Genomic DNA, 18,345 nt, shown 5'->3' with positions numbered 1-18,345 from the left:
CAAAGGTTCTATAAGTATTCAAGTTTTTTTTATGTCTACTTAGGATTGTCACAGGATGTAAAAAGCGGCAAAATCTACGGGAATAGCAGTATAAAATTGTCTTTTGGAGCTGGGTTCGGGTTACATAAAACCGTTAACAAGACCTATACGTAATGCGGGGCTTGGTCAATATCAAAAGGTTTGCGTATTTTTAGGAGGTACGCCAAAACAGTTTGATTTGACATTTAAAGCAAAAAATAAACACAAAAAACTGCTTTAGCTACGTGTAAAGTAAGGAAGATGAGTACTGCTCTGCTCCCGCACTACTAATAGCTTTGGCGTTAGGCAACATATAACCAAAAATGAGAATGATAAATATTAAAAAGACTTTTTACTCTATTGGACAAGGTTGCTTTTACTCGGAAAAAATATTTTTTGGAAAGGAAGTGAAAACTATTGTTTATGATTGTGGTTCTGAAAATGGGAAATCTCCAAATAAAAACCGATTAGAGAAAGAAATAGAACAATCTGGACTGGATGTTATAGATTTTCTTGTGATTAGCCATTTTCATACTGACCATATAAACGGAATTGAAAAATTAAAAAAGCATTTTACGATTAAAAATGTAATCATTCCCAAAATAGATGCATTGGATGTTGCTTTTTATTTAGGAACTAAAAACACAATTGAAGACTTATTGTTAGACCCAGATTCATATTTTAAAGGAACTAATAATTCTGAAGACCCAAATATTATTAGAATAAATCCTGAGGGCGAACCAAATGAATTAAATGACTCTTTAAAATTGCCATCTGAAATTTCTCAAAACACAAATATTCCTGTTATAAAATTTGATAAGGATTTAATTTGGATTCTTCGATTCTATATTGATAAACGTGTTTTTAAAACTGACAAAAGGACAAAAGAGCAAAAAGAGATTATTGATAAAACACTAACCATCAAGGATTACTCGAAAAATAAAAAAGAATTAATTGATGCATACAAAACATTAAGCAAAGATGTTAATTTAACTACAATGTCTATGATTTCCGCTCCAATGAATAATCATAGATTTTTTTTTCACGGAAACAAAGATTATCCTATTTCAATAATGAATGGCGACATCTTACTTAGTGACGAAAAAAGAATAAAAGACTATACAAATCATTTTTCTGATTTTAAACACCATCCTTTTCATTTTCACATTCCACATCACGGAAGTCATAAAAATTTGTGTAGACCAATTAATGAATGGTTTATAAAAAAGGGCATTGTAATGTCAGGATATTATAATTCCTACGGACATCCATCAGGAATAATTTTAAGGAAATTTAGCGACTCTAATATTAAATTAAAAAAACTCACTGAATTTGATAAAAACTATATAAAAACTTATCGAATTTGGCTTTGAAAAAATACGATTGCCTAACAATGGCTATAGTTAATAAGGGTTTTGGTGCTTAACCCAAAGTGAAGTGCATTGAATAAAGTCCGCAAAATTTTCAATTTTGCGTGTCTATTGAAATAAAGATAAAATTAAAAATTTGGCTAAGTGAAAGTCCGAAAGTTCAGTCCTCTGAAATCCCGTACTAACCATAGCCGAGACGTTACCAATCATATAAAATCAACAGAATGAGTAAAAGTATAATTGTAGCATTGTTTTTTCTATTTGGGTTCAATCAGGTAAAGTCACAAAACGTTGAACAAATTGTAATCGGCACAAAACATATACTACATTCTAATATCTTGAATGAAGAAAGAGAATATTGGATTAACTTACCTGAATCGTACAATAACGGTGAAGAATCCTATAAAAAGTATCCTGTTCTTATTGTACTTGATGGAAATACTCATTTTAAGTCTATAACTGGTATGGTAAGCTATATGAGTGGAAATGGAAAAATCCCAGAAATGATTGTTATAGCTGTGCAAAACATTGATAGAAGAAGAGACTTCACGCCAGACAAAATCATCACAGTAAGAGAGAATAATACAGGAGGAGGAAAAAAATTTCTAAGCTTTCTGGAAGATGAGCTTATACCTGAACTGGATCGAAAATATAGAACAGAACCTTATCGAATTCTATATGGTCATTCTTTGGGTGGATTACTTGCTACTCATGCTTATATGAAAGAGAAAACTCTTTTTAATTCATTCATTAGCGTTGACCCAAGTTTTGGAACATGGGATGCCAAAACCATGGATGAAAAGTTAGATTCCGTAACAGTTAATTCTTTTGAGAGGTTTATTTACTTCGCAACAGCTAACTGGGGAAAAAGAAATATTAGAAACCGAGATCGTCATCTACGATTGTACGAAGCATTAAATAGTAAATGTGAAGGAAAGTTTTATGCGAAACTAGAATATTTCGAGAATGAAAATCATGGCTCTGTTCCACCTATTGCTTTTTATAATGGAATTTCTGAGATTTTTAAAAATTACGGAATTTCTTTCAGAGATGTGGACACTAAGGCGCAGCTAATTGAACATTTCCAATCAATTTCTCAACGACTTTCATGGAATTTTAAACCACCTGAACGACTCGTGAATCGAATAGGTTATAGAATGCTAAGGAGTAGAAACGAAAATGATAAATCCAAAGCATTAGAATTCTTTATATTGAATACAGAAAACTTCTCTAATTCATTTAATGCTTATGATAGCTTAGGAGAGACTTATGAAGTTTCAGGGAATAAGAAAAAAGCAATCGAAAACTATAAAAAAGCACTTGAACTTAATCCCAAGAGCGAACATGCCAGATTAAAGATAGAAAGCTTAAGTAAGAGCGAATAAATACAATTGGTAACACCGTGTATAATTCATTGCTTGGAGAGTGTTTAATGATTACCACGGAAATTCTATCGAATTTCCTATACGCTGTTTCTTTTTGCTATCTTAGTGCTTACAGCAACTAATCATACACGAACACGTTACCAATAATTAAAAAAACAAACAGAATGAAAATAATATGGGATAAGTAGTCGAGTGAAATTTGGTGGAACCCTTAGAATACTGCAAGACTATTTTAGAGTCTTTGGATTAGGGATACCATATATGCAAGTCAGAAGATTAATTTCTACTGAAACATATAAGGAGTCAGCCATAAGCTGATATAAACCTAGAATTGTTGGTAATGCTTTCATTTCAGATATTAAGTTATTTAAAGTTAAAGATACAATAATTATACGCGTGCTAAACGTGAGGGAAGGCAACCAAAAGGTTGTCGTTGGGTTTCATATATTAACTCATTAAAGACGTTTTCCGCTTATCCCTATTATTTTTTTATATAAATTATTAATGGCAAAAGAAGAATGGTTTAAACTTAAAAGATATCCGCATTTAGGCAATCAAATTAGCCCTAAAGGCTATAAAGATATTATTGCTAAAATCACTAACGAAAGTTTCATTTCTACACATTCATTTGCTCCATTTATTCATAGAATAAAAAAAACTAAAAAATATCGAAAAGAATACAAAGATGGTATAATTCAAAATAACGGATTGAGAAAGAAAAGTATAAAACCTAGAGATTTATATTATGCAACACATATAGATTCTTTAATTTATTCTTACTACTCGCACCTTCTAACTAAAAATTACGATATTATACTCAAAAAGGAGAATATATCAAATTCTGTTACTGCTTACAGAAAAATACCTAAAGAACCCAATAGTAAAAGTGGGAAATGTAATATTGATTTTGCAAATGATATTTTTGATTACATCAAACAAAAGTCAAAAACTAACAAAAACCAAGTTGTAATAGCTTTTGACATAAAAGGTTTTTTTGATAATCTAAATCATAAAAAACTAAAGGAAAAATGGTGTAAAGTAATAAACAAAAGCACATTACCTAAACATCACTATCAAGTTTATAAGAATATCACCAAATTTTCATACATTAATGAAAGTGAGTTGTTTACCCACTTAAATGGTGAATTAATAATTGAGAGATATACAGATAGTTCTCGTTTAACGAAAGAATACAAGAAAAAAAATATTAAGAATCTAAAATATTCTAAAAGCCAACGTGTAATTTCTTTTTGCAATAAAAAAAACGATTTATATGCCGTCCGGAAAGCTGGTTTAATTAAATCTAACAAATACATTTATAATAACGGAATCAAAACTGATAGAAAAGTAGGAATTCCTCAAGGTTCTCCTATAAGTGCAACTTTAGCTAATATTTATATGCTCGATTTTGACATAAAAATGTGCAAAGAAATATCTGATTTAGATGGTATATATAGTAGGTATTCAGATGATATGGTTGTCGTTTGTGATGTTAAATATAAAAATGTAATTATTGACAAACTTACAAAGGCTATTAAGACAATTTGCGAACTTGAAATTCAGAAAAAGAAAACACAAATATTTCATTTTGTAAATAACAATAGTAAATTAGTCTGTTATCAAGAATTTAAAAACCATTCAACAATAAATAGAAATTTAGAGTATTTAGGTTTTCAGTTTGATGGAGAAAATATTACAATTAAGAATAGTAGTATTTCTGCTTATTATGGAAAAATGACCAGAAGTGTTAATCGTTCAATTTATTACGCAAGAAACACTTCAAACCCAAAAACAAAAAAGAAATTATTTAAATCTAGACTTCAAAAAAAGTTCACTTGCATTGGCGGAAAAAGAATATTAAAAAGAGTAAGAAGCTCTATAGATAAATCACAGTTTGATGCAACAAAATCATACAATTATGGAAATTATTTAACTTATGTCAACAAATCGACTTCTATTACAAATGATATGAAAATTGAAAAACAACTGCGAAATCATTGGAAGATATTGCATTTGAAATTGAAAAAATAACTATTGGTAACAATGTATAAAAAACATAGGGCGTTTTTGCTAAACCGAAAGGTCTGTGCTTATTTACAAAGTCCGTTAAATATAAAATTTGGCATTTATAGAATAAAAGATAAAAGCAAAATATTTATATTTAGCTAAGTAATAAACTGAAACGATAGTGCTTATTTATTGCCCTACGTTTCTTATACTAACCGTTGGCAACCATTTGGCTAAACGATAACCCTAAGCTTAGATTTATCCGAAAAGTTGAAATACTTTTTAAGAATATCATAAGGTAAAGAGAATGCTTTAGACAAATCTTCATCAGAATAATTTAATTCTTTTTTATGTAATTCATAAGCATTTCTAAATATGACAGGCTTATCAATATCCACAAGTGTTTTTTCCATTTTACGTTCACCCATTCTACTTAACTCAATCATAAAATAAGTGGCTCTATTATCAGGAATACCACGTAAATCTTTTGCTCTTCTTATAATAGATTGTTTTGACGTATGCCAATATTTTTTTAATGGAGCTAAGTCATATAAACTCAATCCAATTAAAGAATTTTGAATACCAAAAGCAGGCATTAAAAATTCAGAGGCGAAACGATTTGCTTCATTCTCTTTTTGTTTTTCATCACGATGTGCTGGATTAGGAAAATCACCTGCACAATGCATTAAAATATGACCTAACTCATGAGCAAGAGTGAATCTTTTTCTATCATTAGGGAAGTTTCTATTAATAACTATAACTGGATTTCCCTTATCTGTTTTAAATGATACACCATCAAATTTGTCAGTTACATCATCAAATTCTATAACAACTACACCATTACTTTCAAGATGATTAAAAATATTTATAACAGGTTCTCGCTTATCGAGACCCATTAATTTTCTAGTAAATTTAGCTACTTCTTCTGGTGTATATTCTTCAGGGTCTAATGGTCTTAAAGAAAAATCAGGATAATCAACGGAATCATTTAATTGGTCTACTAAATAACCAATAATTTTATTATTTGACTCTAATTGTATTTTTACAGCTTTAGTTATGCTAGATTTTTTTCTGTAATGAGCAATATCAATATCATTATTGATAATTTTAGTGAAAAATTTCACAGGAAAATCAAGAAAACTAATTAGTTCATAAATAACATTCTCAGATAAAACATCAAATCCTTTTTCAAATTTTGACAAGTTAGACTGAGATAAACCTTTAACTTTTTTTGATAAATCAGTTTGACCTATTCCTCTATATTCTCTAGCAAATACAAATTGTGAGTGGTTAAATTTCATAGTTTTAAAATTTTAAAAATTATTCTAAAATTTAAGGTGTCGATTATTAATTATTCATTAGAAGCTTTTCTTCTAACTAATTGCTCTTTTAAAGAGACTTTTACAGTACTATTTTGTGTATTAGGTTTAAATAAAGTTTCTGTACTTGTTACATCATTTTCAGTAACAATCCATTTAACTTGATTTTCATCAATGTACACTACTTGAGGAGATACTATTTCCCCCATTCTATCAACTTTGTAGCCAAAAAATAATATTGGGTCATCTTGATAGACTTCACTATTAAACATTGGCAAACTCAATTGATTAGAAATTGTGTTAACATGTTTTGTTTTAATATTCATTGGCATATTATTGTTGTTCAATTTTTTCACTAGGAAAATATAATCATTCAACCTTAAAATAAACCTTTTGTATTTACCCCATTTCCAATTATTAGAAAATTCAACTTGTAAACTCTCAACTATTGAAGTGTTTAAAACAGAAGCATCAAAGCGAACTTTTGATTCTGGATTAAACATAGATGAAACCTTATTAAATTTCTTAACACCTCTATTAAAAGCTTTGAAAATTCTAGGTAAATCCTTTTTTAAGTCTAGCAAGCACTCATCCTGAGAAACTTGCCTTCTTTTTCCACTACGTATTGTGGAATCAATTTTTGTTAATACATTTGTCATTTGAAATTATGATTTTTGTGACACCTTAAATCAAAGAACTTAAAAAGAACTCTGCGTCAACAGAGTTTTTTTTCAACTACAAATATATAAAATTAAAGAATAGTTGTAATATTATTTAAAATAAGTTGTAGAAAGTTATTAACGAAGAAAACCGGTTGCCAACACCGTATAAAATTAATTGCTAGTGCAAGCCTACTTACGAAAATCCGCGAGGATTTTCTATTCGGTTTGTATTTGCTAAATTAGTCAGTAAAACAACGCAACTAATCTTATACCAACCGTTACCCACCATTTAAAAAAACATCCCGAACACGAATTATCTTATGATTTATTCCGATATTCTAATATAAAAAATAGTTCATTTCGCCTTAAACACGTTTCAAAATCCAATCCGAAATTATATTGAGAACTTTTGGAGAGAACGTTTCTTCAATATCACGATATTCATCCATTTTACCAGTTTTTGCTTTTTGGAATAAATGATTAAAGCCTTCGAGTTCGATTATTTCAAAATCTTTATTTTTACCATTGGTCAATGCATTGCGTAAACCATTTTGGTTGATTTTTGCCTCTACTTGTGTATCTAAGCTACCATTTAACGATAAAACAGGACAATTAACTTTCTCGTATTCATCGGCTGGATTATAGTCATAAAAATAACGAACCCATTTTTTGGTTCGCATAGCCACCAAGCTTGTAATAATTTCATTCACTTTAACTTCTGGCACACCAAGATTTTTAAGTATGGGCGCTATAGTCTCATTATAGTGTTCCATCAATTCTGGTTTTATTACAGAAATATCCTTATTCTGTTTTGCTATTTTAATTGCTTCTCTAATTGCCTTTTCGTAAACTGCTTCATCAGGTACAGGGAACGGTCTCATCGTTTTGGACTGAATGACTGAAAGTTCTGTTCCAGAAATTCCCGTACCTGCCAAAGAAATGATAAAAGCAACATTGTCAGCTTTATTGGCTACTAAAGGCGCAATGATACCACCTTCACTATGTCCTATCAAACCAATTTTATTTGCATCAACATCGTGCCTTGTTCTTAAATAATCGATAGCACTAATAACATCTAAAGCAAAATCGTAAGTAGTTGCTCTAGAATGATTGCCCGTTGATGCACCAAACCCTCTATCATCATAGCGCAGTACGGCAATGCCTTGCTTAGTAAGGTAATCTGCCAGAACCAGAAAGGGTTTGTGCTGTGATATGGTTTCGTCTCTGTCTTGCGGACCACTACCGCTTATCAATATAGCAACAGGATATTTTTTATTCTCTTTAGGACGTGTAAATGTACCAGCCAGCTTTATATTGGCGTCCTTATTTACAAAACTTACTTTTTCTTCTATGTAGGAATAGGGTTTTAGTGGCTCTTGAGGTCTATTGAGTTTTGGTGTTTCAAGCACCGAATTCCTTGAGAGATTTAGGGAAAAGGAATTTAAGCCTTCAACTAATTTACCGTTAATTAACGTACGATTGGTATTAAACTTTCCACTATATTTCATTCCCACATTTGAAATGTCTATTATTAAGCTATCAGCTGTGACTAATGTCTTTAGTGCTTTAATTCCATTTACTCTTTGTGTTGGAATATCAACGGTGGTTTGATATGTTTTTCCATTTTCTTTAATGTTAAATATAAAATTGAATTTTGTGTCTTTATCCACTTCAATAGCACCATTCCATATTCCTGTTATATTCTGCGAAAGTGCCGTTAATGTTAAAAACAATAGGCAGATTGTGATTATGTTTGTTTTCATAGTTTTAATTTTTAAAATTAGTATAGAGTATTGCTTGCTGAAATTTTTCAGCATAAAATTGTAATTGAATTTTTAATAAAATTGGTCTTTGATTGTTATTTAAGAAGATGTATCTTCAAGCTCTTCTAGAATATGAGATGCGGAATCCGTTACGTTTTTATATTTGCCATATCCCCAAATAGAAAATAAAATTAGAAAAACTGCCATTACAGGAATGTACCAGTAAACCAAATTGATGTTTGTAACAAATATGTCCTTTCCTTTAAATACTTTAATGATAACGGGTAAACTAACAACCAAAAGAATAAAATTAAGATAGTTACCAACTTTTTGTGTTAGTAGGAATTGTCTTTTCTTTTTAGCATAAGCGATAAGGGTTTCTTTATAATTATTATTGGTTAAGTCTATACTTTTCATACTTCTAATGGAGCGCAACACGATTAATGGAAGTACAATCAAATAACAAACAGTAAAAATACCAGAGACCAATAAATACCAAGTATTCAACTCAGAAAACCGCGAAATTAGGAGAATCGCCGTTATAAAACAGATAACAGCACCTATTCCTTCATACTTTGACAGTATACCTATTTTATTTTTATAACGTTCTTTGGTCATTTCCATAATTAATTTATTGGTTATTTTTTTTTGATTATCCAGTTGGTCGCTCATCTGAGACCAAGTCGCTTGCATTTCTTCGAGTTCCATAATTTTATTTTTTTGTCATCTGTTTGTTTAATTTTCCTTTTATTCGTACCATACGCGTACCAATATTACTGGTGGACATACCTGTTATATCTGATATTTCTTCATGCTTTTTTCCCTCTAAAAAAAGAAAAACAATTCCTTTATCAATCTCACCCAGTTTTCTAATGTGAGCATATAATATTTTAAGACGCTTTTCAAGAACTGGGTCGTAATTTTCATTAATCAATACTATTCCATCGAGTGACGTTTTATTTCCTTTTCTTTTATTATTCTTTAGATATAAAAGAGCTGTATTTAATGCGATGCGATAAATCCAAGTACTTAGCTTTGCATCACCTCTAAATGTGTTAAATGATTTCCATAACTGATATACAATATCTTGGTATAAGTCTTTTTGGTCTTCCTTATTATTGGCATATAACCTTGTCATTTTGTAGAGGATGCCTTCATTCTCTTGAATTACTTCTACAAACTGATTTTCTTGTGTCATAAATTATTCGCTATACTCTATTAGTATGTACTTACTTAAAAAAAGCACAAAATATTTCATTTTTTTTAGTTGGCTAATCATTCTTAATGAGAAAGAGAGAAGAAAAATTAATATATTACAACTACAGAACAATAAAATAACTGAAGTGCGTAAATTCCATAAAGCTGAAAGGCATCGTTAAAAAAACGGTGGGTAACAACATATATATCTCATAGGCAAGTATTTAATTAAAGGAAGTTAAGGCATATTTGCGAAGTCGCCAGTCTTTTAAATTTAGTTATATTTAAGAAAAAGTATATATAACTAAATTTAAAAGACTGGTTTGTACTCGACCGAATGGCAACAGCTTATTTGCACGCTACGAGCCATATACAGAGACGTTGGCAGTAATGTAGAAACACCAAATAACCAATAATATGAAATTGCCAACTTTACTCATTCTTGGAATCATTTTTATTCAATTTTTCAGTTGTCAAAATTCTAATTTATTAAAACCCGAAGAAGGATTTTTAGAAGTGGAAGGTGGAAAGATTTGGTATGAAGTATTTGGGTCAGGGAATAAGACACCAATCCTTGTTCTTCACGGTGGTCCTGGTTATCCAAGTTATTATCTTAATCCTTTAAAAAAATTGGCCAATGATAGGTCTGTTATCCTATTCGACCAATTAGGCTGCGGTCGCTCTGATATTCTTACTGATACAAACTTGATGACAATTGATGCTCATGTTGCCCAAACCAGAAAGTTAATTGAGCATCTGAAAATTGAGAAAGTCATCATTTACGGTCATTCTTGGGGGACGACATTAGGTACAGAGTACTACAAGAAATACCCAGATAATATAGAAGCGTTAATATTGGGTAGCCCTTGTATTGATTCAGATATGTGGCAAAATGATTCTGATAAATTAGTGGCTCAATTACCCGATTCCATTAGAATTCCAATAGAAAATCACATAAACAAATCGATTCCAGATACAACAGCATTGAACAAAGCCATCGATTATTTCTATGATGAATTCTATACGCGTAAACGCCCGCATTCCGAAGCAATCATAAAGGCCGATTCTTCGTGGTATGCAAAGAAAAGTATGGTGTATGAATATATGTTCGGTGTTGAAGAATATTCAATTGATGGCACATTGAAAGGTTATGACGGGAAGGAAATATTGAAAATGATTCAGGTTCCTGTCTTATATATAACTGGCGAGTATGATACGGCAACACCTTCAACCGTTAAAGAATATAATGAAATGACACCAAATTCTAGACTTAAAGTTATTGAAAATGCTGGACATCAAACATTAAATGATAATGAAGAAATAGAGTTGAATATTATCGAATCTTTTTTAAGTGAATTTAAGGAATGAGATAAACACTACTGCTAACAATATATATAAAAAATAGGCGAGTTAGTGATAAATTCAAGACTTTTGCTTCGTATCAAAGTCAGTGCCTAACCGAAAGTTTCGTACTTCGAAATCCCCTACTTTTCATATACCAAACGTTGTGCAACATAATGAAACAAACTTTTAGCATCTTATTAATCTTTGTGACCAGCCTATCATTTTCGCAAGAATATTATGATACGGATATGACTCGTGACAAACCAAAATTGAAAAATTATAATCTTGAAACTACAAGATTAATTGACTCGACTGGTGGAAAACCATATACTTCATTAATTCAAATTTTTGACAAAAAAGGCAGACATAAAGTCGATTATGAATTTGACAGAAATGGAGATACGATTGCACAAATCACAACCACATATCCCAATAAATTAACCGAAATTGAAATACATAGTTACAAGACGGTGAAAAGCGATACTGCAATTTTTAAATACAATAAAAAAAATAAACAAACTGTTGAAATTTGGAAATGGGGAGAAGATAAAACTATCGATACAACAAAATTCTTTTACGACAAAAAACATCGATTAATTGCGGATTTTGATGTTTATGAATTTGGCACAAATCAGGATTTAATATTTTATGAAAATAATAGAATAGTAAAATCTATCAGTTATGATTCTGGAAAGACAGATTCCGTTTCTTATCAATATAAAAAGGACAAAATAATTGGCATAAAAAAATACAATATAGAAAAGGAATTAGTTTCCAATTATAAAATTGAAATTGGTCGATACGATAAACCAAAACGGATTGAGAATAAATACAGAAGTTACAACTCAAAAATATTCGATATGAAAACCATCACAATATTTGAGTATCACAACAAGCGACAAATCAAGTCGAAAATAGTAACGAACTTTAAGAATGGAGAGATTGAAAAAAGCACAGAATTTCATTTCTCAAAATTTGGTTATTTAGAAGAAAGTAAAGCAAAAGATAGTGAAGGAAAAACAACAAGTGCTCATAAAATTACGTTGCACAACAATGGCTATAATTAATACGGGTTTTGGTGCTTAACCCAAATTTTAGTGTGTTTTTATAGAGTCCGCCAAATCTTTTGATTTGGCTTTAGAACAAAAAAGATAAAACAAAATAAAAAGATTTGGCTAAGTGCTTAATCGGAGATTAATCGCTTTTAAATCCCGTACTAACCATAGCCGGGACGTTCGCGGTAATGCAAATAAATTAATAAATGATAGAAAGTCTTAAAACATATTTAAGAGAAACGACAACAATTTCAGATATTGAATTTGAACAAGCTTTACCATATTTCACTAAAAAAACATTACAAAAAAATGAGTATTTTGTAAAAGAAGGTATGATTTGTAAACAAATAGCATTTGTAGAAGAAGGTCTATTAAGAAGTTTTTATTACAATAACAAAGCTGAAGAAATTACTTTTTGCTTTGAGACAGAAAATAATTTTTCAACATCATACAAAAGTTTCATTTTACAATGCCCGTCTAATCTTTCTATTCAAGCAATTGAGAAGACTCAATTAATAGTTATTGATCATAAAAATTTGCAAAAATTATATGATACAAGCTTCCAATGGCTAAAAATTGGAAAATTGTTTGCAGAAAAAGAATATATCTTTTTAGAGCAATATGCCTCAATGTTAAATAGTGATTCGACTAAAGAAAAATACCTGAGATTACTTAAAGAAAATCCAACTATTATTAAAAAAGCAAAACTTAAATATATTGCTTCTTTTCTAGGTATAACAAGTCGTAGTTTGTCAAGAATAAGAAAAGGATTATAAGACATTTGTCCTTTTTTTCAAGTGTTTAAAATCCGAATTTTGTTTTTAATCTAAAATAAATATGAAAAAAGGATTATTTATACTTTTAATCCAACTTACAACTATGACAATACAATCTCAAACACCTAATTTAAACGTGTCACAAAGAAAAATAGCCGATATCTATGACGGGATTACTTACATTGATAAAGGAACAGGAACTCCTATTTTATTTTTACACGGTACACTTTCAAATGCAAATACTTGGAGAAAAATAATTCCATCTTTAAGTGATAAATATAGATGTATCGCAATTGACTTACCAATTGGTGGACATTCAATAGCTTTAAATGATAGTATTGACTTATCTCCAATAGGCATAGCAAAACTTATTAAAGAATTTCTACAATTTTTAAAAATTGAAAAAGCAATTATTGTTTCTAACGACACTGGTGGTGCATATGCACAAATATTTGCCTCGTTATATCCTGAAAAAGTTGAAAAATTAGTGTTTTCAAATTGTGAAGTTCAAGAAGTTTTTCCACCAAAAAAATTCAAGTATTTAATTAAGTCGGTAAAAATACCAGGCTTTACATATTTGTTAAGTAGAACATTCAAAATTAAAAGTATGCTTAAATCAAATATGATGATGGGATTACTTTCAGATAGCATAACTAAAAATGAAATATCAGAATTATATCTTAAAACGTTTATCAAAAATATGACTATACGAAAAAACTTTACTGATAACGTTAAAACTTGGTCTCCTAAATACACTATAGAAGCAGCTGAAATATTAAAAAAACAAAAATTTCAAGTCTTAATATTGTGGGGTAAAGATGATAAAAAACTATTCCCCATTGAATTAGGCCAGCAACTAAACAACATATTTGTTAATTCTAAATTAATCCTAATACCTCATTCAAAAACATATATACAAGAAGACCAACCAGAAGTTATGGTTAAAGAAATCATTAGCTTTATTAATCAAGCCAATTAGCTATTAAAAAGACTCACTACCGCCAACACTGTATAAAAAAACATAGGGCGTTTGTACTAAATTCAAGGTCTGTGCTTATTTAGAAAGTTCCGCCAAATATAAAATTTGGCATTTAAGAGAAAAATAAAAGCAAAATATTTATATTTAGCTAAGTGATAAACCGAAACGAAAGTGTTTATTTACTACCCTGCGTTTCTTATACTAAACGTTGTGATTAAGTTGGAACGATTCTTGTTTAAATTAATCTATGAGAAAATTAATTACCCTTTTCACCTTCTTTTTTGTTGCATTCAGTTTTGGTCAGGAAAATCAAATCTCTGAATCCGACCTAGTTGGATATTGGATTTCTGAACGAATTATAAAAAAAGATGAATTTAATATTTCGGTGTACAAACGCTCTAATATTGGTCAAAAAGGGACTACAATAAGGTTTCTGACAAACGGAGAATATCATATAACTCATAATTTGGGAAAAGGAAGAGGCCGATGTGGAAATGAGATTCGCCCGAAAAAAATAATTGGATATTTTAGATTGGACCCTGAATTACAAAAAATAACGCTAGAAAGTTATGATACTGACCCAATCAAAAACTGGGAAATTGTATGGATTGACGAAAACTCATTAGGTGTAAAAAAAACCTAAGCACAACACAACCTATAAACAATACGGGCTTAGGCTTTAAACGTTAAGGTTTGCGTATTTTTAGAAGGTCCGCCAAAACAGTTTGATTTGGCATTTAAAGCAAAAAATAAACACAAAAAAACTGCTTTAGCTAAGTGTAAAATAAGGAAGATGGGTACTGCTCTACTCCCGCACTGCGTACAGCTCAGGCGTTGTGCTTCATTACGACAAACTGCTAACCAATGATAAAATTCTTTAGAAAAATACGATACGACCATATGGAGAAAAATAAAACTGGAAAGTATTTTAAGTATGCTATTGGAGAAATTGTATTAGTTGTAATTGGAATTTTGATTGCTCTTCAATTAAATCTCTATAAAGAAAATTATCAAACTAATTCTATAAGAAAAGATTATTACAAACAACTAATAGGTGGTTTAAATAACGATAAAGTGCATTTGGAAGAAAATATTTTAATAATAGATTCATTCAAGACTGAGTATAATAGATACCTTGAAACGTTCAAGAAAAAAGATTTAAGTGTTGAAATAATGATTCAAAATATTTTGAAGGTAAACCTAAACGCTAATCTCATCAGTTTCAATTCAAGCACATTTCAATCACTTGAAAAATCAGGTGACATAAAAATTTTATCGAAAGTAATTCGAAATAAATTGCTTGACTTGAAAAGCAAACAAGATTTGTTGGTAGAAAGAGTTAACAATAATAGCCTTATTCAAACTGAATTCCTTAAAGAATATTTCCTTGCAATAGGGAGTAACAGTTTATCGGAAAGAATAAGTTCTCATCCAAAAATAAAAGAATTTTTAAATACTGAAATTAACCAACCCAAAGGGTTTTTATCGTTAGAATCAAATATAAGTTGGAAATTAATTACAGAAAAAAGTAGCGATTTCAAAGAACAAGTATCTGAAATAGAAGAATTAATTGAACTTATTAACATTGAACTAAAAAAATAACGAAAGCACAACAACGTGTATAATTCATTGCTAGTTCTAGCCTACTTGGAAATTCCTTCGGAATTTCCTCTGGTTCGTTTTAGTATACTAATTTAGTTGCAGAAACACGCAACGAAATCATACACGAACACGTTCTATGCCATTACAACCAATGAAAAATCTAGTAAAACATATAGAATCAAGAATTCCTTTAACTCGAGAAGAAATAAATTTGATAGAAAAACATTTTCTTGTTGAAGAAATTGAAGCACAAACCAATCTTTTAGAGGCGGGAAAGACAGAACGATACATTTATTTCTTAAGTAGTGGAATTGTAAGAGGTTACCAAAATATTAATGGAAAACTAATCATAGAACATCTTGTTGATGAACAAAATTTTTTTACATCTATTGGGAGTTTTATGAACGAAACACCTTCGCCAGATTATTTTGAAACTGTTACCGATTGCAAACTTCTAAAAATTTCTAAACCAGATTTAGACCTTTTAAGAAACTATTCAACTAAATGGAATACGATAATTGAAAGTATAACCAATGAGCATTTAAATTGTAAAATGGAAAGAGTTAGAGATTTTCAAACACTTTCTGCTAAAGAGCGCTATTTAAAATTCATAAAAGAAGCCCCAAATTTAGCCTTAAATGTTTCCATTGAAAATATTGCATCATTTTTAGGAATGGAACCTCAATCTTTAAGCCGTATTCGCAAACAAATCACTTTCTAACAAATGTTATTTTAAAATCTCTAATTACTATTGAACTTTGCTCAAACAAAAAATATAATAATGAGCAAAGAGATATCATTAGTTACAGGAGCAAATGGACATTTAGGAAACAACTTAGTAAGGTTGTTACTTTCCAAAAATCATAAAGTAAGAGCATCTGTTAGGAATTTAAAAAATAAACAACCATTTGATGGTTTAGCCTGCGAAATCGTTCACGCAGATATTACAGATAGAGAATCCCTTAAAAAAGCCTTTAAAAACGTTACAAATTTATATGCTGTTGGAGCAAATTTCAGTTTGTGGGCGAAAAACCCAAAAGTAGAAATTTATGATAATAATGTACAAGGAACACAAAATGTATTTGACATTGCCAATGAATGCGGGATTAAAAACATTGTCTTTGTAAGTTCAGTAGCATCTTTAGATTTTACAAAGCTTCCTGCAAATGTTGTTAACGGTTATAATAAAGATAGAAGAAATTGGTATTACAATTCTAAAAATGATTCAGACAAACTCGCTTTAGAATTAGGGGAAAAATATGGAATTAGAACCGTTTTAGTTTTGCCTTCGGCAATGATTGGTAGTGAGGCTCATAAATTAAGTTATTCTAACAATTTAGTTTACCAAATAATTAATGGAGAAATTCCTGTTGACACAAACATAACTCTTAACTGGATAGATGTAAAAGATGTTGCATTGGGCTCTTACAATGCTATGCAAAAAGGAAATAATGGAAAGCGTTATATTTTAGCCAATGAACAACATACTTCAATGCAAGAAAGTGTGAAAATAGCATCTGATAATTTTCCTGAATTGAAATTAAAAACACCTAAAAAAGTCCCAAAATGCCTATTGTATTCTGTCGCAGGATTAATGGAATTTACAAGTAAATTAACAGGAAAAGAGCCACAATTACAAAGACATTATTTAGATATGTTTTATGGCTTAAAACAAGATTATGACATAACTAAATCGAGAGATGAAATAGACTTTAATCCAAAATCATCAAAACAAGCATTGATTGAGGCAATGAACTATTTAAAAAACGATTGGAACCAAGAAAATAATGAAAATAAATAATTATGAAACATCTTTTTTTATTAGCAATAATACTTTTAAGCATAACTGCTAAAGCACAAACTATTATTGGACAATGGGAAACTTTTGACGACAAAACCAAAGAAAAAAAAGCAGTCATTGAAATTTACAAAACAAATAATTTGTATTTCGCCAAAATAATCGAAAATTTTATTGGAGAGAACAATGCTCTTTGCGAAAATTGTAAAGGACAAAAAAAAGACAAACCAATAATTGGGTTAGTAATTATAGAGAACATCAAGAAAAGTGACAACGAATATAGTGGAGGAGCAATATTAGACCCTGAATCTGGAGAAACTTACAGTTGCTATTTAGAACTAATAGATAATAACAAACTGAAAGTAAGAGGGTTTATCGGATTTTCACTCTTTGGAAGAACCCAATATTGGACAAAAAGGAATAAAAACGGCTTACAACACCGTATATAATTTATTGCTTGCTTCTCGCCCATTTACGAAAACCCTCGTGGATTTTCTATTCGGTTTTTATTTACTAAATTAAATGCTTAAAACACGCAACTAACCATACACAAACCGTTGTAAGTAATTAAAAAAACTATCGAAAATTTAAAAAAATATTGTCTAGAAATTGTTGATTTCACTTCAATTGAAATTGATTTAATTGAAAATTATTTCACTAAGAAATCACTTAACAAAAAAGAATTTCTTTTAGAAGATAAAGAAGTTTGCGATATTATCGGGTTTATACAAACTGGTAGTATTCGTCATTTTCATTTAAAGGACGGAAATGAAATTACTTGTGATATTTCCTTTGAAAACACATTTATAACTGAGTTTAATAGTTTTAATACCGGTTCAAAAAGTCAAATATGCTTTCAAGCATTGGAAGACTCTAGCTTACTGCTAATAACAAAGAAAAAGTTATATGAACTTTATCAAAAAAATTCGAAATTTGAACAATTAGGCAGGAAAATTGCTGAGAAAGTTGCAATGAGGAATACAGATATTGCAATGTCTTTAGCTTCTGACAAACCTGAAAAAAGATACTCTAATTTACTAAAAGAAAAGCCTGAAATCTTCCAACGCGTT

Annotated in this window: 18 protein-coding genes; 13 read left to right on the top strand and 5 right to left on the bottom strand. The window is 29.9% G+C overall.

What is annotated here, in order from left to right; all coding sequences use genetic code 11:
• The first annotated feature begins 347 nt into the window (after nucleotides 1-347).
• From Q360_RS0116350 to Q360_RS0116340, 3 genes are all read left to right on the top strand, one after another.
• Nucleotides 348-1,391 carry an MBL fold metallo-hydrolase gene (locus Q360_RS0116350; RefSeq protein ID WP_027078032.1) on the top strand — a complete coding sequence of 348 codons (1,044 nt, stop codon included), beginning with the start codon at nucleotides 348-350 and terminating at the stop codon, nucleotides 1,389-1,391.
• Nucleotides 1,392-1,612: 221 nt separating this feature from the next.
• Nucleotides 1,613-2,773, top strand: a complete 1,161-nt coding sequence (locus tag Q360_RS0116345) for an alpha/beta hydrolase-fold protein (protein WP_027078031.1) — start codon at nucleotides 1,613-1,615, stop codon at nucleotides 2,771-2,773.
• 504 nt (nucleotides 2,774-3,277) lie between these two features.
• Complete coding sequence (locus Q360_RS0116340) at nucleotides 3,278-4,804, top strand: reverse transcriptase domain-containing protein (RefSeq protein ID WP_036196224.1); 1,527 nt, start codon at nucleotides 3,278-3,280, stop codon at nucleotides 4,802-4,804.
• A gap of 209 nt (nucleotides 4,805-5,013) precedes the next feature.
• Here the strand turns inward: Q360_RS0116340 and Q360_RS0116335 are convergent, their stop codons facing one another.
• The 5 genes from Q360_RS0116335 to Q360_RS0116315 all read right to left on the bottom strand — a co-directional run bounded on the left by Q360_RS0116335 (nucleotide 5,014) and on the right by Q360_RS0116315 (nucleotide 9,722).
• Entirely contained in the window at nucleotides 5,014-6,081 is a 1,068-nt protein-coding gene (locus Q360_RS0116335; protein ID WP_027078029.1) for an XRE family transcriptional regulator, read from the bottom strand.
• Nucleotides 6,082-6,131: 50 nt separating this feature from the next.
• Complete coding sequence (locus Q360_RS0116330; RefSeq protein ID WP_027078028.1) at nucleotides 6,132-6,758, bottom strand: hypothetical protein; 627 nt, start codon at nucleotides 6,756-6,758, stop codon at nucleotides 6,132-6,134.
• A gap of 368 nt (nucleotides 6,759-7,126) precedes the next feature.
• The gene (locus Q360_RS0116325) at nucleotides 7,127-8,524 is read right to left on the bottom strand and encodes an alpha/beta hydrolase family protein (RefSeq protein ID WP_036196227.1); all 1,398 of its coding nucleotides are present in this window, start codon (nucleotides 8,522-8,524) and stop codon (nucleotides 7,127-7,129) included.
• A 99-nt stretch (nucleotides 8,525-8,623) separates the two neighbouring features.
• Nucleotides 8,624-9,232 (bottom strand): hypothetical protein, encoded by a 609-nt coding sequence (locus tag Q360_RS0116320; RefSeq protein ID WP_027078026.1) that lies wholly within the window; start codon nucleotides 9,230-9,232, stop codon nucleotides 8,624-8,626.
• A 4-nt stretch (nucleotides 9,233-9,236) separates the two neighbouring features.
• Nucleotides 9,237-9,722 carry an RNA polymerase sigma factor gene (locus tag Q360_RS0116315; RefSeq protein WP_027078025.1) on the bottom strand — a complete coding sequence of 162 codons (486 nt, stop codon included), beginning with the start codon at nucleotides 9,720-9,722 and terminating at the stop codon, nucleotides 9,237-9,239.
• Between the two features lie 416 nt (nucleotides 9,723-10,138).
• Between Q360_RS0116315 and Q360_RS0116305 the strand changes: the two genes are divergently transcribed.
• The 10 genes from Q360_RS0116305 to Q360_RS25910 all read left to right on the top strand — a co-directional run.
• Nucleotides 10,139-11,089 carry a proline iminopeptidase-family hydrolase gene (locus tag Q360_RS0116305; protein WP_027078024.1) on the top strand — a complete coding sequence of 317 codons (951 nt, stop codon included), beginning with the start codon at nucleotides 10,139-10,141 and terminating at the stop codon, nucleotides 11,087-11,089.
• Between the two features lie 149 nt (nucleotides 11,090-11,238).
• Nucleotides 11,239-12,132, top strand: a complete 894-nt coding sequence (locus Q360_RS0116300; protein WP_027078023.1) for a hypothetical protein — start codon at nucleotides 11,239-11,241, stop codon at nucleotides 12,130-12,132.
• A gap of 194 nt (nucleotides 12,133-12,326) precedes the next feature.
• A complete protein-coding gene (locus tag Q360_RS0116295) occupies nucleotides 12,327-12,896 on the top strand; it encodes a Crp/Fnr family transcriptional regulator (RefSeq protein ID WP_245603279.1) in 570 nt (189 codons plus the stop codon).
• 61 nt (nucleotides 12,897-12,957) lie between these two features.
• On the top strand, nucleotides 12,958-13,875 hold the full coding sequence (locus Q360_RS23705; RefSeq protein ID WP_051554777.1) for an alpha/beta fold hydrolase: 918 nt from the start codon (nucleotides 12,958-12,960) through the stop codon (nucleotides 13,873-13,875).
• Between the two features lie 247 nt (nucleotides 13,876-14,122).
• Complete coding sequence (locus tag Q360_RS0116285; protein WP_027078021.1) at nucleotides 14,123-14,518, top strand: hypothetical protein; 396 nt, start codon at nucleotides 14,123-14,125, stop codon at nucleotides 14,516-14,518.
• Nucleotides 14,519-14,775: 257 nt separating this feature from the next.
• Nucleotides 14,776-15,477, top strand: coding sequence for a hypothetical protein (locus Q360_RS0116280; protein WP_027078020.1), 702 nt, complete (start codon nucleotides 14,776-14,778; stop codon nucleotides 15,475-15,477).
• A gap of 151 nt (nucleotides 15,478-15,628) precedes the next feature.
• Entirely contained in the window at nucleotides 15,629-16,198 is a 570-nt protein-coding gene (locus tag Q360_RS0116275) for a Crp/Fnr family transcriptional regulator (RefSeq protein ID WP_027078019.1), read from the top strand.
• A gap of 60 nt (nucleotides 16,199-16,258) precedes the next feature.
• Complete coding sequence (locus tag Q360_RS23695) at nucleotides 16,259-17,278, top strand: NAD-dependent epimerase/dehydratase family protein (protein ID WP_211251600.1); 1,020 nt, start codon at nucleotides 16,259-16,261, stop codon at nucleotides 17,276-17,278.
• Nucleotides 17,279-17,280: 2 nt separating this feature from the next.
• Nucleotides 17,281-17,724 carry a DUF2147 domain-containing protein gene (locus Q360_RS0116265; protein WP_027078018.1) on the top strand — a complete coding sequence of 148 codons (444 nt, stop codon included), beginning with the start codon at nucleotides 17,281-17,283 and terminating at the stop codon, nucleotides 17,722-17,724.
• 117 nt (nucleotides 17,725-17,841) lie between these two features.
• Nucleotides 17,842-18,345: Crp/Fnr family transcriptional regulator (locus Q360_RS25910; protein WP_027077957.1), on the top strand; the 504-nt coding region annotated here is incomplete at its 3' end.

The organism is Maribacter antarcticus DSM 21422 (assembly GCF_000621125.1).
Taxonomy (GTDB): Bacteria; Bacteroidota; Bacteroidia; order Flavobacteriales; family Flavobacteriaceae; genus Maribacter; species Maribacter antarcticus.
This window is presented reverse-complemented; position numbering and strand designations above follow the sequence as displayed.

Coding starts and splice junctions, on each gene's coding strand:
- Q360_RS0116300 (WP_027078023.1), top strand. CDS start 11,239: ATGAAACAAACTTTTAGCATCTTATTAATCTTTGTGACCAGCCTATCA.
- Q360_RS23705 (WP_051554777.1), top strand. CDS start 12,958: ATGAAAAAAGGATTATTTATACTTTTAATCCAACTTACAACTATGACA.
- Q360_RS0116305 (WP_027078024.1), top strand. CDS start 10,139: ATGAAATTGCCAACTTTACTCATTCTTGGAATCATTTTTATTCAATTT.
- Q360_RS0116315 (WP_027078025.1), bottom strand. CDS start 9,722: ATGACACAAGAAAATCAGTTTGTAGAAGTAATTCAAGAGAATGAAGGC.
- Q360_RS0116335 (WP_027078029.1), bottom strand. CDS start 6,081: ATGAAATTTAACCACTCACAATTTGTATTTGCTAGAGAATATAGAGGA.
- Q360_RS0116295 (WP_245603279.1), top strand. CDS start 12,327: ATGATAGAAAGTCTTAAAACATATTTAAGAGAAACGACAACAATTTCA.
- Q360_RS0116350 (WP_027078032.1), top strand. CDS start 348: ATGATAAATATTAAAAAGACTTTTTACTCTATTGGACAAGGTTGCTTT.
- Q360_RS0116345 (WP_027078031.1), top strand. CDS start 1,613: ATGAGTAAAAGTATAATTGTAGCATTGTTTTTTCTATTTGGGTTCAAT.
- Q360_RS0116340 (WP_036196224.1), top strand. CDS start 3,278: ATGGCAAAAGAAGAATGGTTTAAACTTAAAAGATATCCGCATTTAGGC.
- Q360_RS0116320 (WP_027078026.1), bottom strand. CDS start 9,232: ATGGAACTCGAAGAAATGCAAGCGACTTGGTCTCAGATGAGCGACCAA.
- Q360_RS0116325 (WP_036196227.1), bottom strand. CDS start 8,524: ATGAAAACAAACATAATCACAATCTGCCTATTGTTTTTAACATTAACG.
- Q360_RS0116265 (WP_027078018.1), top strand. CDS start 17,281: ATGAAACATCTTTTTTTATTAGCAATAATACTTTTAAGCATAACTGCT.
- Q360_RS0116330 (WP_027078028.1), bottom strand. CDS start 6,758: ATGACAAATGTATTAACAAAAATTGATTCCACAATACGTAGTGGAAAA.
- Q360_RS0116275 (WP_027078019.1), top strand. CDS start 15,629: ATGAAAAATCTAGTAAAACATATAGAATCAAGAATTCCTTTAACTCGA.
- Q360_RS0116280 (WP_027078020.1), top strand. CDS start 14,776: ATGGAGAAAAATAAAACTGGAAAGTATTTTAAGTATGCTATTGGAGAA.
- Q360_RS0116285 (WP_027078021.1), top strand. CDS start 14,123: ATGAGAAAATTAATTACCCTTTTCACCTTCTTTTTTGTTGCATTCAGT.
- Q360_RS23695 (WP_211251600.1), top strand. CDS start 16,259: ATGAGCAAAGAGATATCATTAGTTACAGGAGCAAATGGACATTTAGGA.